The organism is Brevundimonas sp., assembly GCF_004210735.1.
Classification (GTDB): Bacteria; Pseudomonadota; Alphaproteobacteria; order Caulobacterales; family Caulobacteraceae; genus Brevundimonas.
This window is the reverse complement of the sequence record NZ_SDZL01000016.1, coordinates 16463-41962: the sequence shown is the minus strand read 5'-3', so window position 1 is coordinate 41962 and position 25500 is coordinate 16463. Positions and strand designations below refer to the sequence as shown.

General features: G+C 67.1%; 22 protein-coding genes and 1 tRNA gene. 6 read left to right on the top strand and 17 right to left on the bottom strand.

Features of this window, described 5'->3' with window-relative positions:
- Positions 1 to 88 precede the first annotated feature (88 nt).
- Positions 89 to 2329 (bottom strand): TonB-dependent receptor, encoded by a 2241-nt coding sequence (locus tag EON91_RS05220; RefSeq protein ID WP_292092169.1) that lies wholly within the window; start codon positions 2327 to 2329, stop codon positions 89 to 91.
- Between the two features lie 203 nt (positions 2330 to 2532).
- On the opposite strand from EON91_RS05220, the gene EON91_RS05215 reads away from it, so the two are divergent.
- The 3 genes from EON91_RS05215 to EON91_RS05205 all read left to right on the top strand — a co-directional run bounded on the left by EON91_RS05215 (position 2533) and on the right by EON91_RS05205 (position 5285).
- On the top strand, positions 2533 to 3258 hold the full coding sequence (locus EON91_RS05215) for a TetR/AcrR family transcriptional regulator (protein WP_292092166.1): 726 nt from the start codon (positions 2533 to 2535) through the stop codon (positions 3256 to 3258).
- Between the two features lie 67 nt (positions 3259 to 3325).
- Entirely contained in the window at positions 3326 to 4606 is a 1281-nt protein-coding gene (gene phaZ, locus EON91_RS05210; RefSeq protein WP_292092164.1) for a polyhydroxyalkanoate depolymerase, read from the top strand.
- Positions 4572 to 5285 (top strand): SprT family zinc-dependent metalloprotease, encoded by a 714-nt coding sequence (locus EON91_RS05205; RefSeq protein ID WP_292092162.1) that lies wholly within the window; start codon positions 4572 to 4574, stop codon positions 5283 to 5285. Before phaZ ends, EON91_RS05205 begins: the two co-directional genes overlap by 35 nt.
- Positions 5286 to 5287: 2 nt before the next feature.
- Here EON91_RS05205 and EON91_RS05200 read toward each other — a convergent pair whose 3' ends face one another.
- From EON91_RS05200 to EON91_RS05190, 3 genes are all read right to left on the bottom strand, one after another.
- The gene (locus EON91_RS05200; protein WP_292092161.1) at positions 5288 to 5980 is read right to left on the bottom strand and encodes a hypothetical protein; all 693 of its coding nucleotides are present in this window, start codon (positions 5978 to 5980) and stop codon (positions 5288 to 5290) included.
- Between the two features lie 17 nt (positions 5981 to 5997).
- Positions 5998 to 8058, bottom strand: a complete 2061-nt coding sequence (locus EON91_RS05195; RefSeq protein WP_292092159.1) for a PBP1A family penicillin-binding protein — start codon at positions 8056 to 8058, stop codon at positions 5998 to 6000.
- Between the two features lie 118 nt (positions 8059 to 8176).
- Complete coding sequence (locus EON91_RS05190; protein ID WP_292092158.1) at positions 8177 to 9082, bottom strand: alpha/beta hydrolase; 906 nt, start codon at positions 9080 to 9082, stop codon at positions 8177 to 8179.
- 73 nt (positions 9083 to 9155) lie between these two features.
- On the opposite strand from EON91_RS05190, the gene EON91_RS05185 reads away from it, so the two are divergent.
- On the top strand, positions 9156 to 10277 hold the full coding sequence (locus EON91_RS05185) for an aromatic ring-hydroxylating dioxygenase subunit alpha (protein WP_292092155.1): 1122 nt from the start codon (positions 9156 to 9158) through the stop codon (positions 10275 to 10277).
- 176 nt (positions 10278 to 10453) lie between these two features.
- Here the strand turns inward: EON91_RS05185 and EON91_RS05180 are convergent, their stop codons facing one another.
- On the bottom strand, positions 10454 to 11119 hold the full coding sequence (locus tag EON91_RS05180; protein ID WP_292092152.1) for a TetR/AcrR family transcriptional regulator: 666 nt from the start codon (positions 11117 to 11119) through the stop codon (positions 10454 to 10456).
- A gap of 185 nt (positions 11120 to 11304) precedes the next feature.
- A complete protein-coding gene (locus tag EON91_RS05175; RefSeq protein ID WP_292092150.1) occupies positions 11305 to 13149 on the bottom strand; it encodes a cation:proton antiporter in 1845 nt (614 codons plus the stop codon).
- A 155-nt stretch (positions 13150 to 13304) separates the two neighbouring features.
- Here EON91_RS05175 and EON91_RS05170 point away from each other — a divergent pair, with 155 nt between their 5' ends.
- A complete protein-coding gene (locus tag EON91_RS05170; protein WP_292092147.1) occupies positions 13305 to 15431 on the top strand; it encodes a M13-type metalloendopeptidase in 2127 nt (708 codons plus the stop codon).
- Positions 15432 to 15488: 57 nt separating this feature from the next.
- Here the strand turns inward: EON91_RS05170 and EON91_RS05165 are convergent, their stop codons facing one another.
- The 6 genes from EON91_RS05165 to EON91_RS05140 form a co-directional block, all read right to left on the bottom strand.
- Positions 15489 to 16481, bottom strand: coding sequence for a histidine kinase (locus EON91_RS05165; protein ID WP_292092146.1), 993 nt, complete (start codon positions 16479 to 16481; stop codon positions 15489 to 15491).
- Between the two features lie 390 nt (positions 16482 to 16871).
- Entirely contained in the window at positions 16872 to 18371 is a 1500-nt protein-coding gene (gene hisS / locus EON91_RS05160) for a histidine--tRNA ligase (protein WP_292092143.1), read from the bottom strand.
- Between the two features lie 44 nt (positions 18372 to 18415).
- Complete coding sequence (locus EON91_RS05155) at positions 18416 to 19651, bottom strand: DUF418 domain-containing protein (RefSeq protein WP_292092142.1); 1236 nt, start codon at positions 19649 to 19651, stop codon at positions 18416 to 18418.
- A gap of 82 nt (positions 19652 to 19733) precedes the next feature.
- Positions 19734 to 20297 carry a phthalate transporter gene (locus tag EON91_RS05150; protein ID WP_292092139.1) on the bottom strand — a complete coding sequence of 188 codons (564 nt, stop codon included), beginning with the start codon at positions 20295 to 20297 and terminating at the stop codon, positions 19734 to 19736.
- Positions 20294 to 21172 carry a 3-hydroxybutyryl-CoA dehydrogenase gene (locus tag EON91_RS05145; protein WP_292092137.1) on the bottom strand — a complete coding sequence of 293 codons (879 nt, stop codon included), beginning with the start codon at positions 21170 to 21172 and terminating at the stop codon, positions 20294 to 20296. The genes EON91_RS05150 and EON91_RS05145 overlap by 4 nt, the downstream gene beginning before the upstream one ends.
- 243 nt (positions 21173 to 21415) lie before the next feature.
- Positions 21416 to 21721 (bottom strand): YggT family protein, encoded by a 306-nt coding sequence (locus tag EON91_RS05140; protein WP_292092135.1) that lies wholly within the window; start codon positions 21719 to 21721, stop codon positions 21416 to 21418.
- 147 nt (positions 21722 to 21868) lie between these two features.
- Here EON91_RS05140 and EON91_RS05135 point away from each other — a divergent pair.
- Positions 21869 to 21944: transfer RNA gene (locus EON91_RS05135), tRNA-Ala, on the top strand.
- Between the two features lie 35 nt (positions 21945 to 21979).
- On the opposite strand, the gene EON91_RS05130 is transcribed toward EON91_RS05135, so the two are convergent.
- The 5 genes from EON91_RS05130 to EON91_RS05110 all read right to left on the bottom strand — a co-directional run bounded on the left by EON91_RS05130 (position 21980) and on the right by EON91_RS05110 (position 25479).
- Entirely contained in the window at positions 21980 to 22258 is a 279-nt protein-coding gene (locus EON91_RS05130) for an HPr family phosphocarrier protein (RefSeq protein WP_292092133.1), read from the bottom strand.
- On the bottom strand, positions 22255 to 22659 hold the full coding sequence (locus EON91_RS05125; RefSeq protein WP_292092132.1) for a PTS sugar transporter subunit IIA: 405 nt from the start codon (positions 22657 to 22659) through the stop codon (positions 22255 to 22257). The genes EON91_RS05130 and EON91_RS05125 overlap by 4 nt, the downstream gene beginning before the upstream one ends.
- A 99-nt stretch (positions 22660 to 22758) precedes the next feature.
- Positions 22759 to 23187: an HPr kinase/phosphatase C-terminal domain-containing protein gene (locus tag EON91_RS05120; RefSeq protein WP_292092130.1), complete on the bottom strand. Its 429-nt coding sequence runs from the start codon at positions 23185 to 23187 to the stop codon at positions 22759 to 22761.
- Positions 23184 to 24803: an ATP-binding protein gene (locus EON91_RS05115; protein WP_292092127.1), complete on the bottom strand. Its 1620-nt coding sequence runs from the start codon at positions 24801 to 24803 to the stop codon at positions 23184 to 23186. Before EON91_RS05115 ends, EON91_RS05120 begins: the two co-directional genes overlap by 4 nt.
- A complete protein-coding gene (locus tag EON91_RS05110; protein ID WP_292092124.1) occupies positions 24772 to 25479 on the bottom strand; it encodes a response regulator transcription factor in 708 nt (235 codons plus the stop codon). Before EON91_RS05110 ends, EON91_RS05115 begins: the two co-directional genes overlap by 32 nt.
- Between the last annotated feature and the right edge of the window lie 21 nt (positions 25480 to 25500).

The window sequence follows — 25500 nt, the reverse complement described above, 5'->3', positions numbered from 1 at the left end:
AGCGGCTGGCGGCCGTCACGCCAAAGAAAAAGGGCGACGGTCGAAACCGCCGCCCTTCTGGCTCAATTCCGGGCTGACCCGGTTCTTCCTAGAACTTCAGACCGACCGTGGCGGTGACGGTCTGCGGCGCGCCGTAGAAGGCGCTGACCGTGTTGCCGGCCAGCACGCCGAAGCTGCTGAAGTCATAGCCGCCGACCTTGTACTGTTCGTCGGACAGGTTCTTGCCGTGCAGGCCGACCGTCAGACGATCGTTGGCCGAGGTCCACACCAGGCTGGCGTCGTACAGCCAGTAGCCGCCCTGGTCGAGCAGCGGTTGCGGGCTCTCGAACATCTGGGAATCGCCGCGATAGGCGGCCGACGGCAGGAAGGCGATGCTGGAGCCGTCACCCAGGTAGTGGGTGTAGACGACGCCGATCGACCCGGTCCATTCCGGCGTGTTCTGGAAGTCGCGGGCATCCGAGACATCCACGAAACAGCCCGGCTGGGTGGGGCAGGACGTGTTCAGCGGGCCGGTCGGAATATAGGCCAGGAACTCGTCGAACTGGGCGTCGATATAGCTCAGCATGCCGTTGACGACGAGATTGTCGAGCAGGCGGAACGAACCTTCGAATTCCCAGCCGCGGATCGAGGACGAACCGACGTTATCGACCACCGAGGCGACCGTGGCGCCCGACGGGTACTGGGTGGTGATCTGCTGGTCCTCGTAAGAGGAATCGAAGATCGCCGTGGCGAAGTTCAGACGACGATTGAAGGTCGAGCCCTTCAGGCCGATTTCGAAGGTCTCGACCGTTTCCGGATCATAACCGTCGACGGTGCCAGGATAGGCGATGGCGTCGCCGCGCATGTCGAAGCCGCCCGACTTGAAGCCTTGGCCCCACGACGCATAGGTCGTGAAGTCCGGGTTGATCTTGTAGGTCACGCTGACGCGCGGCGTGAACTTCTCGAACTCGCGGGTGCGGGTGTAGTCGGTGCGGACCGGGCCGAACGGAACGGCGGCGTTATTGCCGAAATACGGGCTGCGAATGCCCAGGTATTGCTGGCGGTAGACCGTGCCTTCCTTCTCGTCATGCGTGAAGCGGCCGCCGACGGAGACGGACAGGGCGTCGGTCACGTCATAGCTGACGTCGCCGAAGACGGCGTAGCTCTTGGTGCCCACCGAACCGGCGGTCAGCGTCGTCAGGTTGGCGCCGCCCAGAACCGTATCAAAAGCGCCCGAAGCGTTGGCGTCCAGATAGAACACACCGGCCACAGCCGACCAGCGGTCGCCGGAAAGCAGGGCCTGGAATTCCTGGCTGAACTGATCGTCGTCGTAGGCCGCCGGAATGTCCAGCAGCGGCGCAGCCAGGTTGTCGAAGTCGATGTTGCCGCGCGTGTAGCCGTCGCGATAGGCGGTGACCGACTTCAGGGTCAGCCAGTCGTTGACGGTCCATTCACCTGTGAAGGAGACCCCCTTGGTCTCGACCCGGTTACGGTCACCCGCGCCGGCGTTGGTGTCATAGACATTGTCCGGCATGGGCGCGAGTTCGCGGTGACCGTGGCGGGCGTTGGAGTGGTCCTGAACTATGTCGCCGGCCAGGCGGAAGAACAGGCTGTCAGTCGGCGTCCATTCGGCGCTGACCCGGGCGGCCGTCACGTCCTTGTTGTAGTGCTCATTGCCGGTGTTCAGGTTCGTGCCGTAGCCGTCGCGCAGATAGCGGGCCAGCGAAGCCGAGACGCCGAAGGTCTCGGTGAACGGCAGTTCAGCCGAGGCGACCACGTCGCGCTGGTTATAGCTGCCGTAGGAGGCCCGCAGACTGCCTTCCGGTTCATCGGCGTCGATACGCTTCGTGACGTATTTGATCGCGCCGCCGATGGTGTTGCGGCCGTACAGCGTGCCTTGCGGCCCACGCAGGATTTCGATGCGCTCGATATCGAAGATGTCGAGAACCGCCGCTTGCGGGCGAGCGATGTAGATGTCGTCGACGTACAGGCCAACGCCCGGATCGAAGCCCCACAGCGGGTCCTGCTGACCGACGCCACGGATGAACGAGATCAGGGTCGAGTTGGAGCCGCGCGCCGGTTGCAGCGTCAGGCTGGGCGTCGAACGGGTCAGTTCGGTGATGTCGGCGGCGCCCTTTTGCTCCAGCGCTTCCGACGAATAGGCCGAGACCGCGACCGGCACGTCCTTCAGGGTTTCCTCGCGGCGGCGCGCGGTGACGATGATGTCGTCGATGGTCGACGTCTGGGAGGCCTGCGGCGCTTGCGGCGCGGCGTCCTGGGCGATGGCGGTGGCCGAGAGCGCACCCCATGCGGCGCCCGCCAGCAAGGCGGTCTTCACGAGTCTGTTCATTGGAGTTCCAATCCTGTTTCCAGCCTGATGACGCTTTTATTCAGCGTTCAATGATTTTCTTGGACCGTGCCTCAGTGGAAGGCGTCCTGTCAAACGGCGACGCTTACGCAGCGGTATGAAAACGGTTACGCTGTGGCGCCTTTGCACAGGTCGTCGGCGGACGCCGTTGCGCGAAAGGGCCCGGGACGACTAGCTTCCCTTCCATGACGCCGCCCGATCTGCCCGCCACGCCCGCCGCCCGACGCGGTCGCCCGCCCAAGGCGCGCGCCGCCACAAGCGTGGACACGCGCGAATCCATCCTGGACGCAGCTGAGGATCTGTTTTCGAAACACGGCTTCTATGGCGTCACCATTCGCGAGGTGGCGCGCGAGGCGGGCGTGGATACCGCCCTGATCCACTATTATTTCACCGCCAAGCGCGGCCTGTTCGAGGCTGTCTTCCTGCGCCGGGCCGAGGTCTGGAATAACGATCGCGTGGCCGCGATCAACCGCTATGCCGAGGCCCCGGGACCAGGCGGCATGACGCTGGAGGGGTTGTTCGAGGCCTTCCTGCGCCCGCCGTTCGAATGGTCGCTGAAAGGCGGACCGGGGTGGAAGCATTACGCCGCCCTGGTGGCCCAGACCAACGCCAACCCCGCCTTCGGGGGCGAGACCATGGCCCGCTATTTCGATCCGGCGATCCACCGCCTGATCGAGCTGATCAAACAGGTCCTGCCCCAGGCGGCCGAGGTCGATATCTACTGGGCCTATCACAACCTGTCAGGGGCCCTGACCCTGACGCTGGGCGAGACAGGGCGGCTGGACCGACTGTCGGGCGGTCTGTGCCGCTCGGGCGATCTGGAAAGCGCCTGCGCCTATATGGTCCGTTTCGCCGCCGCCGGCTTCCGCGCCGTCTGCGAGACGTCGGCCGTAAAAGTCGATCACCGATAATCTTTTTGCAGTGCGGCGCGTTCTATGCTGCCCTGCCGCATAAGGCGGGGGTCGCCGACAGGATTTCATGCTCTACGCACTGCACGAGCTCGCCTACCACAGCGCGACGCCTTTCCGTTTCGGGGCTGAATGGGCCCGTCAGTTCTGGACCTCGCCGTTCAATCCGGCCGCCGACACGGCCATAGGCCGCACCGCCTATGCCTCGGCCGAGCTGTTCGAGAGCCTGACCCGCCGCTACGGCAAGCCGGCCTGGGGTCTTGAGGTCGTCACTTTCGATGATCGCCCGTTGCGCACCACCGAGACGGTCGTCTGGTCCTCGCCCTGGTGTCGCCTGTTGCGGTTCGAGCGCAATCGTGCCGACCTGAAGGCGCTGAAGAAGCCGCTGCACCCCCCGGCGGTGCTGATCGTCGCGCCGCTGTCGGGTCACCACGCCACCCTGTTGCGCGGCACGGTCGAGGGCTTCCTGCAGGACCACGACGTCTATGTCACCGACTGGATCAACGCCCGTAACGTGCCGATGCTGGAGGGGCGGTTCGACTTCCACGACTATATCGACCACGTCCGCATCATGCTGGCGCGGATCGGCGGCCGGCCGCACGTCGTCGGCGTCTGCCAGCCCGGTCCGCCGGTGCTGGCAGCCTGCGCCCTGATGGCCCAGGAGAACCACCCTAACCGCCCGGCCAGCATGACCTATATGGGCTCGCCCATCGACGCGCGGCTGTCGCCCACGGTCACCAACCAGCTGGCCGAGGCCAAGCCCTTCACCTGGTTCAAGTCGAACATGATCCACACCGTGCCCCTGCCCTATCCGGGCGCGGGACGGCGGGTCTATCCGGGCTTCGTCCAGCTCTACAGCTTCATGTCGATGAACGAGGAGCGTCACGTCGACGCCCACCATCGCTATTTCCAGGACCTGGTCACAGGCGACGGCGACGGGGTCGAGAAGCACGAGCAGTTCTACGACGAGTATCTGTCGGTCCTGGACCTGACCGAGGAATTCTATCTCCAGACCATCGACATTGTCTTCCAGCAGCATCTGCTGGCGCGCGGCCTGTTGCAGCATCGCGGCAAGCCGGTGGACCTGACCGCCGTCACCGACATCGGCCTGATGACCGTCGAGGGCGAGAAGGATGACATCTCCGGCGTCGGCCAGACCCAGGCCGCCCACGGCCTGTGCCCCAACATCCCCGACACCCGCCGCGTGCTGTACGTCCAGCCTGAGGTCGGCCACTATGGCGTCTTCAACGGCCGCCGCTTCCGCGACGACATCTATCCGCGCGTCCGCGACTTCATCGCGGCCAATGAGGCGATCTGTGCAGTACCGGAACGGACAGCGGCTGCCGCTTGACGGCGGCGCCACGCTTCGCCTCTCGGTCAATCCGCGCGCCCGGCGTCTATCTGTCCGCATCGACGCCCGCGCGGGCGAGGCCGTCGCCGTCGCCCCCACCGAGCGCAAGTTGGCCGAGGCCGTCGCCTTCGCCCGCAGCCGCGCCCACTGGATCGCCGAACGCCTGGCCGCCCGGCCTCAGGGCGCGCCGCTGGAGCCGGGCGCGGTCGTTCCCTTTCAGGGCCGGTCGGTCCGGCTGGTCGCCACCGGCGGCGCGGGCGCAGCGCGCCTGTCGCGGGACGCCGAGGGTCCCGTCATCCTGTCGGGCGGCGAGGGCGAGGCCTTCGCCCGCCGGGTCGAAAACCTGTTCCGCCGCGTCGCGCGCGAGGCGCTGACCGCCCGCACCGATCATCATCTGAAAACGCTGGGTCTGAAGCCCGCGCGTGTGTCCATCGTCGACACTCGTTCGCGCTGGGGCTCCTGCAGCCCCCACAATCGCTCGATCCGCTATTCGTGGCGCGTCGTCCTGGCCCCGCCCGCCGTGCTGGACTATCTGGCCGCGCACGAGGTGGCGCATCTGGTCCATGCCGACCACAGCCTGGCCTACTGGTCCGTGGTCCAGCGGCTGGTCGGCGATCATCGGCCGTTCCGCAAATGGCTGCGCGATCACGGCGCGTCGCTGCACGCCGTCGGACGCTGAACTCAGGCCGCAGGCGCGCCCGTGATCTCCGAGCAGTCGCCGCCCATCACCTGGTTGAAGGACTGGCCGCGGTAGCCCAGTTCACGCCCGCCCTCCCTGGCGATCAGATAGGTGATGCGAACGTCCGCACCCGTCGTCACCTCGACGGCCCAGGCGTCGACCGGGCCTTCGGGGGTGGCGACCACCTCGCTGCCGGTGACACGCAGATCAAAGGCGCTGACGCCCTTGTCGTACTGATAGTAGGGCAGCTGGAAGGTCGCGCCCTCCGCCAGCGGCAAGCCGGCGAACATGACGCCGTACAGATTGCCCTCCCAGACCGGCGTGGGCAGGGCCACGTCGACGGCCTTTTCAACACCATCATCAATCCTGCGCCCGACCACCCGGCCGTCTTCGTAGCGCAGCGAGACATGCAGCGCGCCGCTACGCGTGTTCTCAAAGGTGATCGGCTGCAGGGTATCGGCGCGCAGGACAAAGGCGTCGCGCATGTCGAACCGCCCCCCGGCGCCGCGCTGGTGAACGACGACCCTCAACACATCGACGCCGTCAATGCGGTCATGCTTCACGCTCTGCCAGGTCACGCCGATGGGACGGGTCTCGCCATCCACCATCCGGTTGATCGAATAGCAGGTCTCGCTGTCCCGGATCTGGGCCGCCGAGGGCGAGGCGTCCAGCGCCAGCAGTAGAAGCGCAATCATGGCACGGGCTTTCTCGTCTAGAAGAACAGGGGATCCGACCGCTTTTCGGGCGGCAGGTCCGACTTCACCTGGGGCGCCGTTTCAAGCGGCGGTGGCTGTCGCACGGGGGCGGCCGGCTGAGTTGGCTCCGGCTGATAGGGCTCGCCCTGGTTCGGGTCGATCGGTTCGGACGGCGTTCCGCCCACGTCGCCTATGGAGCCCAGCAAGTCGCCCACCGGGTCCGGCGCCTGCCAGCCCTCGGGCATGGCCGGGCCGTCGGGAATGCGTTGCACCGCCAGGCGCGGCAGGGCGGCGTCCATGAAGCCCTTCCAGATCGCCGCGGGCGCGGCGCCGCCGGTCACGCCGCGCATCGGCGTATTGTCGTCCTTGCCCACCCAGACCGCAGTGACGAAGCCGCCGGTATAGCCGACGAACCAGGCGTCCTTGTAGTCCGAGGTCGTGCCTGTCTTGCCCGCGATGTCGCGGCCGGAAATGGCGGCGGACCGCGCCGTGCCCGAGGTGACGACCCCGCGCAGCATCTGGTTCATGTAGTACAGCGACGGATTGTTGATCGCCTGCATCCCCGCATTGTCGCGGGCGCCGCGCTGATAGATCACCCGGCCCTGCGGGGTGCGGATACGGCTGACGCCGTAAGCTTCGACCCGGCGGCCGCCGTTGGCGAAGGCGTCATAGGCGGTCGCCATGTCCAGCGGCGAGACCTCGACGGCCCCCAGCGCCATGGCGGGTTCGAGACCGATCCGGCTGGAGATGCCCAGCCGCTTGGCCGCGCGAGCGACGCTGTCGCGCCCGATCTGGTCGGCGACTGACGCGGCGACGGTGTTGGTCGATTGGGCCACGGCGTTCGCCAGGGTCGTCTGGCCGATGAAATTGCCGGAATAGTTTCGCGGGCTCCAGTTGCCGATCTTGATCGGCTCGTCGACCACCGGCGTTTCGGGCGTGTAGCCAGCCTCGACGGCGGCCAGATAGACGAAGGGTTTCCACGCCGAGCCCGCCTGACGGCGCGCGTCCACGGCGCGGTTGAACTGGCTGTCGGCATAGGAGGCGCCGCCGATCATGGCCCGCACCCGTCCGTCGCCATCCATCGCCACCAGCGCGGCCTGCTGCACCCCGCGTGAGGCGTCGCGATCCAGGATACGGCGCACCGAACGTTCGGCCGCCGTCTGCAGCGTCAGGTCCAGTGTCGTCTCGACGACCAGATCCTCGGTCGGCTCGCCGACCAAGCCGCGGATCGACTTGTCCAGCCAGTCGATGAAATACTGGGCGTGCTGGGTGGCCAGGGTCCGCGACACGCGCACCGGCTCCAGCACCGCGGCGGCGCGCTGATCGGCGGTGATGACGCCGGTCTCTTCCATCTGATTCAGAACGACGGTGGCGCGGGTCGCTGCTCGTTCGCTCTCGGACACCGGCGAATAGCGCGACGGCGCCTTGAGCAGGCCCGCCAGCAACGCCGCCTCGCCGACGGTCAGCTGTTTGGCGCTCTTGTCGAAATAGCGCTGCGAGGCCGCCTCAATGCCATAGGCGCCGGCGCCGAAATAGACCCGGTTCAGATAGAGGGCCAGAATCTCTTTCTTGGTGAATTTCATCTCCAGCCAGACGGCCAGCATCAGCTCTTGCACCTTGCGGCGCATGTTCTGATCGGGTGTCAGGAACAGGTTCTTGGCCAGTTGCTGGGTAATGGTCGACCCGCCCTGGACCACGCGGCCGGCGCGCATGTTCGCCGCCATGGCGCGCGTCATGCCGATCGGGTCAAAGCCGGGGTGATGCCAGAACCGTCGGTCCTCAATGGCCACAAAAGCGGCAGGCACATAGTCCGGCAGGGCGTCCAGATCGGCCGGCGGCGCCATCTGGGTTCCGCGCGTCGCGATCAGGGCGCCGTTGCGGTCCAGATAGGTGATGGAGGGCTGGCGATCGACCTCGTACAGGCTGGAGGTGTCGGGCAGGCCGCGCGCGAACACGGCGAAGAAGACCACCAGGAAGATCAGCCCCCAAACCGCCGCCACGGCGCCCCAATAGAGCACGCGCTGCAACGGCGTGCGCGCCGCGCCGCCCTCCCCGGATCGCTGTCCGAAACCCGCCATCTCAGTCCTCTTGTCCCCGGCCGCGTGTCGCCGCCTTCGCGTCGCCCGCCTGTCTTGTCAGTCGAAGGTCACGGGACCGTGAAGGCCCATTCCGCCGAAACCATGACCGTTCCACGCCCTATTCTAAAAAGGCGTTCACCTCCGAGGCGAAGGCCTCGGGCTGGTCCAGCATGATGAAGTGGCGGCTGTTCGGGATGAATTTCACCTTCGCCGTCGGCACGCCCGCGAACTGCTGGGTGAAGACGGCGTCGATGACGGCCCCGTCCAGCGGGATGTTCGGGCCGTGGACATACAGGACCGTCACCGGGATCGTCAGCTTCGCCAGTTCGGGACGCAGGTCGGTGGCGATCAAATCACGCATGGCCCGCGCGGCGACGGCGTTGTCGGTCTGGGCCGCGTGGCGGATCGGCACGGCGCGCTTGGCCTCGTCGGTGATCATGGCGGCGACGGCGGGCGTGGCGGCGGCGGTCCATTGCTCCCGCGTCATGCCGGCCAGCCGCGCGGCGGTGGCGTCCGCGACCGGGGCGACCGTCTGGGCCGTCGTGCCGGGCGGACCGAACCAGACGCCGTTGAAGGGCACCATGTCGACGACCATCAGACGACCAACCTGCTCCGGATGATGGCTCGCCACCCGCATGGCCAGGCTGCCGCCCAGCGAATGGCCGATCACGGCGGCCCCGCGCAGCTTTTGCGACTCCATATATTCGGCGATGGCGTGGGCCACCGGTTCGATGAACGGCCCTTGCGCATTGGCCCCGGCGTCCAGACCGGCGAAGCCGCGCACATGAACCCGGTGGACCCGGTGGGTCGGCGCCAGGCGGCGCGCGATGTCGTCCCAGATCTCCGGATGCGAGCTCAACCCCGGAATCAGCACCACGTCCGGCCCGCGCCCCTCGGCGCTCACCTGGATGCGGTTGGACTCGAACGGCGCCTGGGTAGCACTCGTCACTGCATGGGCGCAGGCGCCGCCGGACGTGGTCAGGGCTGCGGCCGCGCCGGCGGCCATCAGGGTGCGTCTGTTCATCGGGGGCCCTCCATTCGACGGCCATCCTAGCGGCGCCGGTCGCATCCCGACAACGGCGGTGTTATGTCGAACTATGCCCGCCGACACCGCACCCGTTTCCGCCAGGACCGCCCCCGAGGCCAAGGCCCCGCCGACCGCCTTTGGCAAGGGCTTCGTCCTGGACGCTTGGTATTTCGTCGCCCTGTCGCGCGACGTGAAACCGGCCAGTCTGAAACGGCACGAGATCATGGGCGAACCGGTCCTGATCGGTCGCACCCGCGCCGGTCAGGTCTATGGCATGCGCGACATCTGCCCCCACCGCGCCGCGCCTCTGTCGGCCGGCAGACTGGTCGAACGACCGGGCGAGGGCGAGACGGTCGAATGCCCCTATCACGGCTGGCGCTTCCGCACCGACGGGGTCTGCGCCGCCATTCCGTCCCTGGTCGAGGATCAGGCGTTCGAGGCGAACCGCATCCGCGTGCGATCCTATCCCGTGCGTGAAAGCCAGGGCATGGTCTTCCTCTGGATGTCGTCCGACCCGCGCGGCGAGGCCGCGCCCGACCACGAGCCGCCGGTCTTCCCCGGGGTCGTCGGCGGCGAGGCGAAACTGGTCGAATGGATGGATTTCGACAGCCATATCGACCACGCCGTCGTCGGCCTGATGGACCCCGCCCACGGCCCCTATGTCCACCAGCAATGGTGGTGGCGCTCGGCCCATTCGATGCACGAAAAGGCCAAGGCCTTTGAACCGCGCGAGCACGGTTTCGCCATGGTGCGCCACGCTCCCTCGTCGAACAGCCGCGCCTACAGGATCCTGGGCGGCGCCCCGGCGACCGAGATCACCTTCCGCCTGCCCGGCTATCGCTGGGAGCATATCCAGGTGGGCCAGAAACAGGTGCTGGCCCTGACCTGTCTGACGCCAGTGACCGAGACGAAGACGCGGATCACCCAGATTTTCTGGTCCGACCACTGGGTCTTCGACCTGGCCAAGCCCTTCCTGCGGATGGGGGTGGTCGCCTTCCTGAAACAGGACGGCGGCATGGTGAATCTGCAGAACGAGGGCCTGCGCTACGACCCGGCCCTGATCTGGATCGACGACGCTGACAAACAGGCGAAATGGTACCAGCAGCTGAAGCGTGAATGGTCGAAAAGCCGCACCGAAGACCGCCCCTTCGCCAACCCGGTCAAGGCCACGACCCTGCGCTGGAAAAGCTGAGGGGCTTTTTTTGCGCGCTATCACTCGCCGCACGGCGGCTCGTTGCTTGAGCGCGTTCTGAAAGCAAAAGGCCGTGGCGCAACCACGGCCTTTGATCGTTTTGTCTGCGCGCAGCGTCAGGCCGCGTCGGGAGGTCCCGAAGGGCCGGCGACCGCAGCCCTCCAGGACTGTCCGCCTTACTGCCGGGACAGCTGGCTGGCCAGGATCAGATCGATCTGCTTGCGAATATGCGGGGTCAGTTCCTCGATACCCCAGCCGTCATAGGCGGCGTAGCGGAAGTTCGAGATAAAGACGTCCCAGACCATGCGGCCCAGGACCGGCATGTCCAGATCCTGACGCAGCTCGCCCTCGCGGATGCCGCCTTGCAGCACCTCGATGATCGCCTCGATGATCGGCTTGACGAAGGCGCGCGAACGCTGATCGACAACCTCGGGCTGGAACCAAGAGCGGGCGATCATCGCCTGCATCAGCGGCAGATGCTCCAGCGAGCGATGGTAGCCGGCGGTCAGGGCGCCCGCCAGCCGTTCGCGTACGCCGCCCTCGACAGCGGCGCCGGTGCGAACGTCATTCAGCAGACCGGTCATTTCGTCGGCGAAGACCGTCTCGAACAGCTCGGCCTTGTCCTGGAAATTGGCGAACACGGCGCCGGTCGACATGCCGGCGACCTTGGCGATGTCGCGGATGGTGGCGGCGTCATAGCCGCGCTCGGCGAACAGATTACGCGCGGCGTCCAGCACCTTCTGCCGGGTCCGCACCTTGGCGGCCTGACGACGGTTCAGGCGGGGTTCTTCGGTATCGGTGGAGGTAGGTGACTGCGAAGCCTGGGGGGCGGATTCACGCATGAACGACAAAAACTCAACTACTGCGACGGTGCGACCGGGGGGAACGGGAGCGGCAGGCATCCGTGCCCGGCCTTGCAAGGCGCGATGACATCGGAACGTCGCGGTTTCAACATCGAACGGTGGCCAAATTGGGGTCCGGACATTAACGCCCGCAACCCTTTGTCGCGGCATGTCGCCGCTGACCGTCAATCGTCCGTGGACGGCGCGGAACGCGCGCGGCTGGACCGCAGGGCGCGGGTCGGCCGGCGCCGGTATTCCTCGGGCTGAGCCGCCTGGAACACCTTGCGATAGGCGTCACGCCGTTCGTGGATCGAGGCCAGGATCAGACCCATCGGCACCCCCAGATCGACCAGGGTGTTCTCCGCCAGCTGAAGGCTGGCCTCTGTCGTTTCCGGCACGGCGTCGGTCGCGCCCAGGGCATACAGCCGCGCCGCGTGGCGGTCGTCCCGCGCGCGCGCGATGACCACCAGATCCGGCCGCAGCGCCCGCGCCGTGCGCACCACCTCGTCCACCTTGGCCGGGGCGTCCATCGTCACCACCACGGCCCGAGCCGAGCCCGCCCCGCAGCGCTCCAGCATGTCGGGATAGGCGCCGTCGCCATAATAGACCTGAAGCCCGTCACGCCGCCCCTGCGTCACCGTCGCCGGATCCGTGTCCAGCGCCACGAAGCGCCGCCCATGCTCCGTCAACATCTCGCCCACCAGCCGCCCGACCCGGCCAAAGCCGACGATCAGCACTTCATGATCGCCCGCCGGCTCCTCGAACGCTTCTTCCGGTATGTCGGCCAGCGGCGGACTGCGCCGGTCGGTCAGACCCTGGCCTGCCATGGCCAGGAAGGGCGTCGCGAAGATGCTGAGCGTCGCCGCCAGGGTCACCGTTGACGCCATTTCGGGCCCGATCACGCCCTCGGCCATGCCGGTGGCCAGGATGACAAAGGCGAACTCGCCCGCCGGCCCCAGCACCAGCGCCGTCTCCAGCGCCGGCCGCGCCTTCAGCCCCCACGCCCGCGCCAGGCCAAAGATGATCACCGCCTTCAGCACCGTGACGCCCGCCGCCAGACCCAGGATGAACGCCGGCCGCGCGGCGATGGCGTCGAGATCCAGGCCGATGCCGACGCTGATGAAGAAGACCCCCAGCAACAGCCCCTTGAACGGTTCGATCGAGACCTCGATCTCGCGCCGGAACTCGGTCTCGGCCAGAAGCAGGCCCGCAACCAGTGCGCCGATGCTCATCGACAAGCCCGCCGCCTGGGCCGCCACCCCGGCGCCGACGACCACCAGCAGACAAGCGGCCACGAACAGTTCGCGCCCCTCGCCCCGGTTGCGCGCCCGCGCCACCGACCGGAACATCGGCCGCAACACCAGCCGCCCCAGCAACACGATCAGCAACAGGCCCACCACCGCCGGAACCAGGGCCAGCAGCGCGCGCCCCAGATGCGCCGGATCGGGCGACCCACCCTGCAGCGCCAGGCTGGCCATGATGGTGACCGAAATCAGGATCGGCGCCACCGCCAGATCCTGAGCCAGCAGCACCGCGAACGACGTCCGACCGACAGCGCCCTTCAATCGCCCGCGCTCGGCCAGCACCGGCATGACCACCGCCGTCGACGACAACGCCAGACCCATGCCCAGAACGGCGGCCGCAGTCAGCGACTGACCCGCGATCCAGAACCCCATCCCCAGCGCCAGTGAACAGGCCGTGACCTGCAACAGGCCCAGCCCGAACACCAGACGGCGCATGGACTTGAGCCGTTCCCACGACAGCTCCAGTCCGATCATGAACAACAGGAAGGCGACGCCCAGTTCCGACAGCTGACGCATTTGCGCCTGGTCGCCGATGGTCAGCCACGTCAGCCACGGCGCAGCCTCCGAGAACCGGCCCAGCCCGTCCGGCCCCAGCAGCACCCCCGCCGCCAGGAACCCCAGGATCGGGCTGATCTTCAGGCGGTTGAACAACGGCACAACCACCCCGGCCGCCGCCAGGAAAACCACCAGATCCTTGTAGTCGCCACCCGCGTGCCCGCTCGCCATCGGCCCTCCGTATCCCGGCGCCAGTCTCGCGCGCGCTGTGCCGGATGGCGAGACAGAAGGTCGCGGCGCATGAACTATTTTTAAGACAAGGCCCGCCGGTCCCGGCGTAGGGTCCGGCCGACCCGGCCCAGGCCGGACCGGTATTGAGGATGTCCATGAAGTTGATGCTTGTCGGCGCCGCCCTGGGCGCCCTGATGATCCCGGCCGCCGCCCTGGCGCATGAAGACCACGTCTGCCTCGACCAGACCTGCACGGTTCAGGCGTTGTTCGACGCCAGTCTGTTCGAAGCGCCCGCTGGCGGCGCGGGTTGGCAGGGCGTCGCCGCGCCGAAGTACGGGACCTGGGGCTTCGATCTGAGCGGGCGGGACACCTCGGTCCAGCCGGGCGACGACTTCTTCCGCTACGCCAACGGCAAGGCCGTGGACGCCATCCAGATTCCGGCCGACCGCACCAGCTACGGCGCCTTCGCCCTGTTGCGCGAACTGTCCGACAACCGGATGAAGACCCTGATCGAGGGACTGAACGCCCGCACCGACCTGACTCCGGGATCGGACGCGGCCAAGGTCGCGGGCCTGTACCATTCCTATATGGACGCCGACCGGATCGAGACGCTGGACGGCCGCCCGCTGGAGCCCTACCTCACCGCCATCCGCGCCGCCGAGAGCCACGCCGACATGGCCCGCGTCATGGGCGCGACCCAGGGCCGCTTCGGCCGCGCCATCGTCGGGACCTATATCGCCGCCGACGCCAAGGCGCCGGACCGCTATGCCGTCTATCTGGGCCAGGGCGGCATCAGCCTGCCGACCCGCGACTATTATCTGTCGCCCCTCTTCACAGAGAAGAAGGAGAAGTATCAGGCCTATGTCGCCCGGATGCTGGAGATGGCCGGTTGGGACCAGCCGGCGCAGGCTGCGGCCGCCATCGTCGCGCTGGAGACCCGCATCGCCGAGGCGCACTGGACACCCGAGCAAAGCCGCGACCGCAACACCACCTATAACGCCATGACCCAGGCCGAGCTGGCGGCCTATGCGCCCGGCTTCGACTGGTCGGCCTATCTGGGCGCCATGGGTCTGGGCGATGTCCGGCGGCTGGTGGTGCAGGAGAACACCGCCTTCCCGCAGATCGCCGCCATCTTCGCCGAGACCCCCGTCGCCACCTGGCAGGCGTGGGAGGCGTTCCACACCATTGACCAGGCGGCGCCCTATCTGTCGGCGCGTTTCTCGGACGCCCGCTGGGCGTTCCGCTCACGCGATCTGGAAGGTCAGCCGGAACAGCGCAGCCGTGACAAGCGCGCCGTCAGCTTCGCCGAAAGCGGTCTGGGCGAGGCCTTGGGCAAACTCTACGTCGCCGAATATTTCCCGCCCGAGTCCAAGGCCAAGATGGACGAACTGGTCGCCAATCTGCGCGTCGCCCTGGCCGGTCGCATCCGCCAGTTGGACTGGATGGGTGAGGCCACCAAACAGGAGGCCCTGGCCAAGCTGGAGAGCTTCAGCGTCAAGATCGGCTATCCGGACAAGTGGCGGGATTATTCGGACCTCCAGGTCCGGTCGGACGACCTGCTGGGCAACGCCGAACGCTCCAGCACCTTCAAATGGCAATACTCGCTGAACCGGATCAACGATCCGGTCGATCGGGCCGAATGGCGGATGACGCCCCAGACGGTGAACGCCACCTATAATTCGACGCTGAACGAGATCACCTTCCCTGCCGGTATCCTGCAGCCGCCCTTCTTTGATCCCGATGCGGATCCAGCGGTGAACTATGGCGGTATCGGTGGCGTGATCGGTCACGAGATCGGCCACGGCTTCGACGATCAGGGCCGCAAGTCCGACGGCGCCGGCGTGCTGCGCGACTGGTGGACGCCCGAGGACGGGGCCAATTTCGACGCTCGCACCGCGCGTCTGGGCGCCCAGTTCGCCGAGTATGAACCCCTGCCCGGCCACAAGGTGAAGCCCGGCCTGACCATGGGCGAGAACATCGGCGATCTGGCCGGCATCACCCTGGGGCTCGAGGCCTATCGCCTGTCCTTGCATGGCCAGCCCAGTCCGGTGCTGGACGGTGTGACCGGCGACCAGCGCGTCTTCTATGGCTGGGCCCAGGTCTGGGCGTCGAAATATCGCGACGACGCCATGAAGCAGCTGGTGGCCAGCAATCCGCACTCGCCGCCACAGTTCCGCGTGATCGGCCCGGTGCGAAACCTTGACGCCTGGTATGACGCCTTCGGCGTCAGGGAAGGCCAGGCCTACTACGTCGCGCCCGAAGACCGCGTTCGCCTCTGGTAGGATCGGGATATCAATGAAGGGGCCGGGACGGCGACGTTCCGGCCCTTTTTCATGGACCTATGCGGCCGGCGGTATCGGCAACTCCAGAACGGCCCGGAATCCCCCGGGAGCGGCGCCGGTTTCCAGTCGCGCCGCATCGCCGTGGATGGCCGCCAGTCGCGCCCGGATATTGGCCAGCCCCGTACCGGTGCCGGTCCGGCCAGTGCCCGTCGTCGGCCCGATATTGGTTATGGCGACCCGCAGACGCCCGGCCTGAACCTCGCCTTCGACAGTGATGCGCGTTCGCCCGGACCCGGCGACCCCATGTTTGACCGCATTCTCCACCAACGGCTGAAGGAGATAGGGCGGCAGGGTCACGGAGCGCGCCTCAGGCGTGACCAGATAGTCGATGTCGAGATTGTCGGGAAAACGGACACGCTCGATATCCAGATAAGCGTCGATCATCTCCAGCTCGTCATCCAGCGTCACCGGTGCGGTCGGATCCGATTCCAGCGACCGGCGCAGGAATCCCGCCAGGGCCAGATTGGCCTGGTCCGCCTCGTCAGCGCGCCCCGACACGATCAGGCTGGAGACCGAGTTCAGCGCATTAAACACGAAATGTGGATTCAACTGGAAGCGCAACGCCATCAGCTCGGCCCGGGCGGCCGCCGATTCCGTCGCCGCCAGACGCGTCTGCGACAACAGCAGGGTCGAAGCCACGGCGTAGCAGCCGAAGACCCAGAAATAGATCACCACGCTGATGACGAGGGCTATGTTCTTCATCCCGAAGCCGTTCCAGAAGTAGATTCCGGCGCCGAACGGATCAGGCGAGAATATTTGAACGATCAGCCGGGCCGTCAGGCCTGTCGTGGTCATATCGAGCCACGTCTGAGCCGCCGTAAAGACCACGACCGCCGCCCCGACCAACACCCAGCGCACTGCGACGGTACAGGCGCGCGCCCGACGGATCACTCCCTCCAGAACCGCCGTCAGCAACAGACCGTGGATGGTCCAGACGGGCGGAAGAACCAGAAGCCACGGCGTTATGCCGCCCGAGGCCAGAAGGACCATATGCGCGAGCGTCAAAAGCCCCCAAAGGCCCAGCGCCAAGGGCACTGTTCCGTCGCCAGATCGGAATGAAAAACGGCGATCCGCCAGCGGCCCCTCGGTCATCGCGGCATCTTAGCGGCGCCGTACGGGCGAGCCAGTTACGAAACTGCAATACAGCCAGGCTGCAGGCATGAAAAAGCCCGCTGCGGGGATACATCGCAGCGGGCCTTCTCGCTCTCTGAAGGAGCGGACGTTTCCTCCCCGAAACGCCTTCGAGAAGCGTCTGCCGTCACCGGCTGTCCGTCTCTCGAGTGGGACCAATTGACGTCATCGCTCCCCCGGCGTCAATCAAGCCCATGGCAAGACCGGGAATTTTTCTGACTGAACGTCGATAATACACGAGGGTGTCATCTATTTTATCGATGATCCTTCGATAATCGATTTTACCGTGGCGACTAGGTCTGCGCGTGCGACCTTGCGCTGGCCGGGACGTTCGCTCTTCCAGGCTTCATTGTCGGTCACACCCGCGGCCAGGGCCCGGCCGGCGTCCAGATCCTTGATCGTCACCTCACCGGCCGCGATCTCGTCGCCGCCCAGGATAACGGCCGCCGGGGCGCCGCGCCGGTCGGCGTATTTCATCTGCGCCTTCATGCCGGCCCGGCCCAGATACAGTTCGGCCGCGACCCCCGCAGCGCGCAGTTCGCGCACGGCGTCCAGATAATGCTGCATGTCATCATCCGAAAAGACGATGACCACCACCGGCCCGCGCGCCACATCGGCCTCGCCCCGCCCCGCCGCCCTCAGCGCCGACGCCAAGCGCGACACCCCGAACGAGAAGCCCGTCGCCGGCAACGGCTGGCCGGTGAACCGCGCCACCAGGTCGTCATAGCGCCCGCCCCCGCCGATCGAGCCGAAGCGGACCGGCCGCCCCTTTTCATCGACGGTCTTGAGCAGCAGTTCGGCCTCGAACACCACGCCGGTATAGTATTCCAGCCCGCGCACGATGGTGGGGTCGAACGCCACCTCGGCCTCGGGAACGCCCATGGCGTTCAGCGCCCGGTCGATGGCCGCCAGCTCGTTCAAGGCCTGCTCGCCGCGCTCGCCCAGAGTGCCCAGTGCAGCCAGAGCCTGCAGACGCACCGATCGCCCGCCAGCGACTTCACCCGCATTCAGGAAGGCGCCGATGGCGTCGATCGCGCCCGTCGGCAGGGCCGCGCCCTTGGTATAGTCGCCCGACTCGTCCAGCCGTCCCTCGCCCAGCAGTTGAACCACGCCGTCCCAACCCAACCGGTCGAACTTGTCCACCGCACGCAGGGCCGTCAGCCGCTGGCCCGCGTCGGTCACGCCCGAGGCGTCGAACAGGCCATCGAACAGCTTGCGGTTCGAGACCCGGATGACGGCTTGACCCTGGGCCAGGCCCGCCGCCTTCAGCCCTTCGACCCCCATGGCGATGATCTCGGCGTCGGCCTCGGGCCGGTCGGATCCCACGGTGTCGGCGTCGCACTGCCAGAACTCGCGGAACCGGCCCGGACCGGGCTTTTCGTTGCGCCACACCGGCCCATAGGCATAGCGGCGGAACGGCTTGGGCAGGGTCTCCCACGTCTGGGCGGCGAACCGGGCCAGCGGCGCGGTGTGGTCGTAGCGCAGGGCCATCCACTGTTCGTCGTCGTCCTGCATGGCGAAGACGCCCTCGTTCGGGCGGTCGGCGTCGGGCAGGAATTTGCCCAGGGCGTCGGCGTATTCGAACGCCGGCGTCTCCAGAGGCTCGAAGCCCCAGCGCTCATAGACCTCGGACACCTGGCGTACGATGCGGCGCTCGGCGGTCAGATCGCGGCCGCGCTTGTCCCCGAAACCCCGCGGAGCGCGGGCGTCGGGCCGGATGGGTTCGGGGGTGTCGGCGGGGGAGGTCATGGCGCGCGATTAAGCCATCCCCCGCCGCCTCGCAACGGCTGGCCTCAGGCGGCGGCGCGTCGCAGCGGCACCTGGCGGCCATAGGTCAGGCAGCGCCACACCCATTCCAGCGGCCCCATGGCGAAGCGCGACAGCCACAACCGCGACCAGATCAGCTGAATCGCCCAGACCGCTGCGACCACGCCCCACAGCTGCACATAGTCCAGCTGACCGTACAGGCGCGGGCCCCACGGCATGTAGAAGATCGAGGTCATGATGATTGTCTGGGCCAGATAGTTGGTGAAGGCCATCTGTCCCACCGGGGCCAGAATCGCCTTCAGCCAGCCCGCCCCGCGCGTTACCAGCACGATGATCGCGCTGGCGTAACCCAAGGTGATAAAGATCGGATAGGCCGCGACCAGGGCCGCCAGGCCGCCCGTCGCCTCAACCCCCGGCCCCGCCGCGATCTCTCGCCATTGCAGCACGCCGTGCAAGGCCAGCACCGCGCCGCCCAGCACGATCAGCACGCCATACAGCCACATCGGCGCCCGGCCGCTCAGGAAGCCCGACTTGAACAGCCCCAGCCCCAGCATCATCAGCGGCACGGTCGAGAAGACAAAGGCCAGCAGGCTCATGCCCTGAAGCATCAGCCAGGTGTTGAAATTCCGGCTCATCGCCCCGGCCCAGCCACTCTGATAGTCGGCGATGATCGCAGCGATCGCCCCTTCGGGCAGTTTGGGCTGATTGGCCTGATACTGACGCACGAACTCTTCGGGTCCGGCCGCGGCCAGCCAGCCCATCGCGCCCTGCATGGTCGCCAGCAGCAGCGTCACCCCCAGGCCGACCGCAATTAGGGTCGATGCCTTCATCGACCGCATCAACATCACGAACAGCCCGGCCCAAGCATAGAGCAGCAGCACGTCGCCATACCACAGCGCCAGTCCGTGAATGATCGCGATCACCGCCAGCCAGAACAGACGGCGGCGCAGCAGCCTGCCCCGCGCCTCATCGGCCCGCTCGCCGCCGACCAGGAAGATCGAGACGCCGAACAGCATCGAAAAGAGGGTGAGGAATTTCTGGCGGAAGAAGACCTCGACCACCCAGTGCGCCAGGGCGTTGTCGCCAGTCATGGTGAAGGGCGTCTGGTCCGGCGCCATCTGCAGCCCGAACGGCAGGCCGTAGGCCGCCGCGTTCACCGCCAGGATCCCCAGCACCGCCAGTCCGCGCAGCACGTCCAGCGTGGCGATGCGATCCCTGGCGCGCACCGGGTTCAAGGTGTCGATTGTCGTCTCAGTCGTCATGACATGCCCCCTCATGAGTCAAGTAACCTTGACTCACAAATCAGGGTGGTGTCAAGCGCCCTTTACGGTCAAGGTCGCACCGTCAAGCCTCGTCGCGCATCAGGCCCAGTCGATCCTTGACGGGCGCGCGCGGCACAAAGGCGATGAAGGCAGCGCACAGCCCGGCCCACAAGGCGTAGCTGACGCCGACGATGATCGCGATCGGCAGGCCGCCCACGCCATAGATCAACAGCGTCGTCTCCGCCGCGCCCAACGCCTGGACCAGACTGCCCGACTGGATCATGGCCAGCAGGGTCACGATCAGCGCCATCAGCGTCTGCAACGCCGCCGCCAGCAGGCCGCCATAGAACATGAAGCGCCAAACCACGCCCAGTCGGGTGCCCGGACGGCCGGTCTGCTCGCGCTCGCGACCGATGCGCCACAGGCCGGCGGGCACCGCGATCAGCCCGACCACCAGCACCAGCAGGCGCCAGTCCGTCTCGGTGCCCGGCAGCCAGTGACTGGGCGGCCAGACCAGCAAAGTCAGGATCAGCGGCGGCCAGGCCGCGCCCGCCAGCGCCGCCAGCGGCAGCGCCCCGCCCGACCGGCGCGGCGCCACGGGATTCTGACCCGGCAGGTCGGCCGCTGTCTCGAACCGCGGGCTCATCGGGTCGGCGCCGGCGTTTCGCCGGAATAGTCATAGAAACCACGGCCCGACTTGCGGCCCAGCCAGCCGGCCTCGACATATTTCACCAGCAGCGGACAGGGCCGGTATTTGCTGTCGGCCAGCCCGTCGTACAGCACGTTCATGATCGCCAGCACCACATCCAGACCCATGAAGTCCGCCAGCTCCAGCGGCCCCATCGGATGGTTGGCTCCCAACTTCAACGCCTTGTCGATCGAGGCGACGTTCCCGACCCCTTCGTACAGGGTGTAGATCGCCTCGTTGATCATCGGCACCAGGATGCGGTTGACGATGAAGGCAGGGAAATCCTCGGCCTCGGTCGTCGTCTTGCCCAGGCTCTCGGCGAAGGCGACCGCCGTCTCATAAGTCTCGGCCGAACTGGCGATGCCGCGCACGATCTCGACCAGCTTCATTACCGGCGCCGGCTTCATGAAATGCAGGCCGATGAACCGGTCCGGTCTGTCTGTCACGGACGCCAGCCGGGTGATCGAGATGGACGAGGTGTTGGACGACAGCAGGGTGTCCGGTCCCAGGAACGGGGTCAGCCCGACAAAGACGGCCTTCTTGACCGCCTCGTCCTCAACCGCCGCCTCGATCACCAGATCGGCCGACCCGACCTCGGCCAGATCGGCGGCCGGACGGATGCGAGCCAGCGCCGCATCGGCCGCTGACGACTCCATCAGGCCGCGCCCGACCTGACGGGCCAGACTGGCGGCGATGGCGCCCTGCGCCTCGGCGATGCGACTGGGCTCCACGTCGTAGAGCCGCACCTCATAGCCGCCCAGGGCCACGGCGTGGGCGATACCCGCGCCCATCTGTCCCGCGCCGACAACGGCGACTGTCCGGATCGTGATCATGCAAGAATGTCTGTTGCGGCCTGTCGGCCCCTCGCCGGCACCTTAGGAGGGTCCGTCCCCGGCGCAAGGGCCGAAACCCCCGCCGCCGCGGAATCCCGCCGACCGTGTCGAAATCCGGCCTGGAGCGAAATCGGTTCAGATGCGATCGCATCTGAACCCAGATCTTCGCTCCAGATCAATGCTGGAGCCTGATTCACGGTATCGATGGAACCACGAAGCGATTCCACCTCAACCGATCAGGCTCTAGCCCAGGGCGTAGATCAGCGACGGCGCGGCCATCCGGTTGAACACCGTCGTCAGGAACTGGATCAGCAGCAGGACGATGATCGGCGAAATGTCGATGCCACCAAGCGACGGGATCACCCGCCGCACCGGCTCCAGCAGCGGTCCCGTAACCCGATCCAGGAAATAGGCCACCTGGCTGACGAACCGGTTGCGATGGTTGATCACGTCGAAAGCGAACAGCCAGCTCAGAATCGCCGAGGCGATGATGAAGAAGGACAGCAGGCTCAGCACGGCGTTGACCAGCTGGACGAGGGCGTAGCCCATGGGGCGATCTCTCCGAAAATTACAGGCTTGCTTCTAGACCGTTCGCCGCCGCGCAGCCAAGCCACAGCGCCTGCGGGGCCTGCCTTTCACGCGCGACCCGTTGACACCCCCCGGCCCTGCCGCCTATGTCCCGCGCTGCCTGTGATCGGGGCCGTAGCTCAGTTGGTAGAGCGCGTCGTTCGCAATGACGAGGTCAGGGGTTCGACTCCCCTCGGCTCCACCAGGCGTTTTCTAGAAAATTCTGACCGGCGCTCGCGCCTACTGATCTTCGTCGAAACGACGCGAGATGAGGGCGTTCAGGGCGTCTATGGCTTCAGAGGCGTCCGGGCCTTCCGCCTCTATGTCGATCGAGCAGCCGATGCCGGCGCCCAGCATCAGCAGGCCCATGATCGAGCGGGCGTCGACCGTGACGCCGTCGCGCGTGACGCGAATCTCGGATTCGAAGCCGGACGCCAGCTTGACGAATTTGGCCGAGGCGCGGGCATGCAGGCCGCGCGCGTTGCAGATGTCGGCCGAGGTGCGGATGGTGTCGCTCATTTTTCCCCCGCCAGCACCCACGAGGCGACCGAGATATATTTGCGCCCCGCGTCCTGGGCATGGGCGACGCAGGTTTCGAGCGGTTCGCGACCGCGCACGCTGGCCAGTTTGATCAGCATGGGCAGGTTCAGCCCGGCGATGACCTCGGCCTTCGTCTGCTCCATCACCGAGATGGCCAGATTGGACGGGGTGCCGCCGAACATGTCGGTCAGCAGGATCACGCCGTCGCCATCGTCCACCGCGCCCGCGGCGTCGAGGATGTCGCGCCGGCGGCGCTCCATATCGTCTTCCGGCCCGATGCAGATGGCCGCGACCCCGCGTTGCGGGCCCACGACATGCTCCATCGCCGAAAGGAATTCCGTGGCCAGTCCCCCGTGGGTGACGATCACCAGACCGATCATGAAGGCATCACCAGAACCACGCCCCCCAACATCGCGACGTCGTTTTCGCCGCGCCGGGCGGACCGCAAGCCGGCCTAGATAGGCCAAAGCCGCGCGGGATTAAAGCCGGTCGATGGCCGCTGCGACCAAATCGCCCGCCGATGCGTCCAGCAGGCGAAGTTCTAGTCGCGGAATCGCCACTCCGGCGAGGTTTGTCGTCTGCGCCTCCGGCAGACGTTCGGGCGCGCCGGAAATGGCATCGACCACCAGCAGGATCCGGGTCAGGGGACGGGTCGGAACGGTCAGGATGCCCACACCGCGCGCCTCGATCCGCCCTGCGATCGTCTGGGGCGCCGTGGCCCACACCCGATCGCCCGACGTCCAGACATGGACGTAGTCATCGGCGACCAGCCGCCACCCGCGCCCCATCAGCCGCAGGGCCAGATCGCTCTTGCCCGCGCCGGACACGCCGCGGATCATCACGCCGCGCCAGCCGCCACTGTTTCGGCGCCGGGCCACGACGCTCGCGTGGATCAGTTCACCGCTCATCCCTTGCGACCGACGCCGTTCGGCGCAGCGGGCAGACGTACGGTGAAGCGGGCGCCGGTGACGCCCCCTCCTTCTACGTGACGGTTTTCGGCCCAGACGACGCCGCCGTGCGCCTCGACGATCTGGCGTACGATCGACAGGCCCAGACCGGAGTTCGACCCGAAGGCCGTCCCGCGCGGCCGTGAGGTGTAAAACCGCTCGAACACGGTCTCCAGATTGTCCGCAGGAATACCCGGTCCGTCATCCTCGATGCGGACATGGACCGCGTCGTCGTCATGGGTCAGGGACACCCGCACCGCGCCGCCCGGTGGGCTGAACGAGCGGGCGTTGTCGATCAGGTTGCGGAACACCTGGCCCAGCGGCCCGTCACGGCCCACCACCCGGCCTGGGTCAACGGTCGGCAACTCAAGCTTCACGGCGGGCTCGCCCGGCTTTCCAGTCGTCTCATAGACACCGACGATATCGGTCAGCAGCGTCGACAGGTCGATGGCGCGCGGCCGGTCGCGCGACAGTTCGGCGTCCAGCCGCGACGCGTTGGAGATGTCGGTGATCAGCCGGTCCAGCCGGCGCACGTCCTGTTGCAGCAGGCCGGTCAGCTTGTCCCGCTGGGTCTCCGTCCTGACCAGCGGCAGGGTCTCAAGCGCCGACCGGATCGAGGTCAGGGGGTTCTTGATCTCATGCGAGACGTCCGCGGCGAAACGTTCGATAGCGTCCATCCGTTCGGACAGGGCGCGGGTCATGGTCTCAAGCGAGCGGGCCAGGTCGCCGATCTCGTCCTTGCGGCCTTCAAGGTCAGGCAGTGAGATGGCGCGGGCGCGCTGCATCCGCACCTGATCCGCCGCCGCCGACAGCCGCAGCACCGGCCGCGCCACGAACAGATGCAGCAACAGCGAGGCCAGCAGATTGACCGCCAGCGCCACCAGGGCGAACGGCATCAGCGCCCGACGCTGGGCGCCCAGAATGGCGTCCACGTCCCCGGCCTCCAGCGTCAGCACGCCCAGCACCTGCTCCACATGGCGGATGGGAACGGACACCGAGACCACGCGATCGCCGGTCTCGGAGCGCCGCACCGTGGTCTGGACCTCGCCGGCCAGGGCGCGCTCCACCTCGGCCGCCAGTTCGCCGCGCGACTTGTCCAGCCGATCGGCGTCGCGGGCCTTGTTGCGATTGATCGGCTCGGGTGTGCCTGCCGGGCGCGCGGGCGGCAGGGGGTTGCCCGGAATGGCGTCCGACACGGCGTAGCTGTCGGTGACCAGCAGGCCGTCCATGTCGTACAGGCGCGCGCGCTGACCCGTCGGAATGAAATTGTCGCGCAGCCACAGGGCCGCCGCCACCGGATCCAGCATGGGATAGGGCTCGCCCCGGGTGATGCCCAGTTCACCCAGCACATTGGCCAGAAGCTCGGCCTGGACCGACAGGGATTCCTGGCGCGCCTCGACCAGCCCGCGCCGCCATTCGTTCAGCGCCAGGGCGCCGCCGAACAGGATCAGCAGGCTGAGCAGATTCAGCGCCAGAATCAGCGCGCCCAGCCGCGAGCCGCCGAACGACAGCCCACGGCGACGCGGTACGGCGCCCGGCCGAGGTTCAGCTTTCGCGGTAGCGGTATCCGACGCCATACAGGGTCTCGATCGCGTCGAACTCGGGATCGACCACCCGGAACTTCTTTCGCATCCGCTTGACGTGGCTGTCGATGGTGCGGTCATCGACATAGACCTGGTCGTCGTAGGCGGCGTCCATCAGATTGTCCCGGCTCTTCACGAAGCCGGGCCGCTGGGCTAGCGCCTGAAGCAGCAGGAATTCGGTGACCGTCAGCTTCACCGGCTTGCCGTCCCAGGTGCTTTCGTGACGCGCCGGATCCATCGACAGCTTGCCGCGCTTGATCGCCTTGCCCGCGTTCTCGCCGCTCGCAGTGTCGGGCTCGACACCCTCGACGCCGGTCCGGCGCAGCAGCGCCTTGACCCGCTCGATCAGCAGACGCTGGCTGAACGGCTTGTGGATATAATCGTCAGCGCCCAGGTTGAAGCCCAGGATCTCGTCGATCTCCTCGTCCTTGGACGTCAGCATGATGACCGGCAGCTGGCTGGTCTGGCGCAGACGACGCAGCACCTCCATGCCGTCCATGCGGGGCATCTTCACGTCCAGGATCGCCAGGTCGGGCGGGCTGGCTTCCAGCGCTTCCAGGCCCGCGGCGCCGTCGTGATAGGCGGTGACCTTGTGGCCATGACTTTCCAGCGCCAGCGAGACGGAGGCGACGATGTTTTCGTCGTCATCGACCAGGGTGATATTGGCCAAGGGCTTCTCCTCAATGCGATC